1 protein-coding gene is annotated in these 1,059 nt (G+C 49.9%); it reads right to left on the bottom strand.

Annotated features, from left to right (window positions below; genetic code table 11):
- Positions 1–1,059: Tn3 family transposase (locus tag R7093_RS24145; protein WP_318146876.1), on the bottom strand; the 1,059-nt coding region annotated here is incomplete at both ends.

The raw sequence follows: 1,059 nt of genomic DNA, 5'->3' as shown, positions 1-1,059 counted from the left end.
CTTCTCCCCGGTTAAGGGCACGCTGAACGTACTGCCGCAAACTGGCATTGTCTATGTAATCCAGTAAATATTGCGCTTTGACCAGTCGATTATACTCCGTCAGCGCCTGTAATGTCGGGTGCCCCGAAGGATAACCAGACAACTTTCTTACCAGCATTGCCTGTGTCGTTCGCTTTGTCTGAAGTGACAGAACAATGCGCCTAATATCCTGCCATCCCGTTTCGATGACATTCGTCCTGATGGGCTTTTTCAGGGCAAGGTTGGTGCCGCCGTGTTCATTTTCAGTTACGGCAAACAGATCATTGATGACACTACTGAACTGCGCGTATCGCGGTGCAAAACTGTAACCGCATAGATCCAGTAAGGCGAAGTTAACATGATTGACACCGTGTGTATCTGTCGAGAGTACGTCAGGTTTGATTTCACTGCTGTTGGATTGTAACAGGTCATAAATATAGTGTGATTCGTGCTCGTTGGAACCGATGATCCGAGCATTGAGGGCGCTGTGGTTGGCCACCAGTGTCATGGCCGTGATCCCTTTGTTGGTGCCGAAATACTTAGAGGAGTACCGGGTTTTAAAGGTTTCCAGATGGGTTTCGAATTTCTGACCATCCGCACTGGCATGCAGCTGGTCCTCCTGAATATGGTAGTGGCGGAAGATGGGTAATGAAGCCACCGCATTATTGATCACGTCGCTGGCGTCATGCAGCGTTTCAGGCCGGATATAGTTGGCCTGCACCGTACTCAGGTGTTCATAGCTTCGATCGGAGATCTGCGCCATGCCATACACACCACGGTGAGTGGCGTTGGCAATCAGAATGGCCAGTAAATCATCCTGATGAGTAGTTCCCTGTTTTTGTATTGGCAGCACATGTGTCAGGCATCGCATAAACCCGGTTTCGCGCTCAACATACCGCAGGACATCCGCGATACCGACTGGCTGCATTCGCTTAAAGAAGGGATTGTTGACCAGAGATGTAGCGCCTTTTGTTGGCAGGTGCCAGCGGGTGCCCGAGCGATTTTTCATGATTACATTGCGATTATCTCCCTCATCAATAT

It is taken from the genome of Vibrio sp. 1580, from assembly GCF_033340055.1.
The sequence above is the reverse complement of the archived record's forward strand: the minus strand, read 5'-3'. Positions and strand labels throughout refer to the sequence as shown.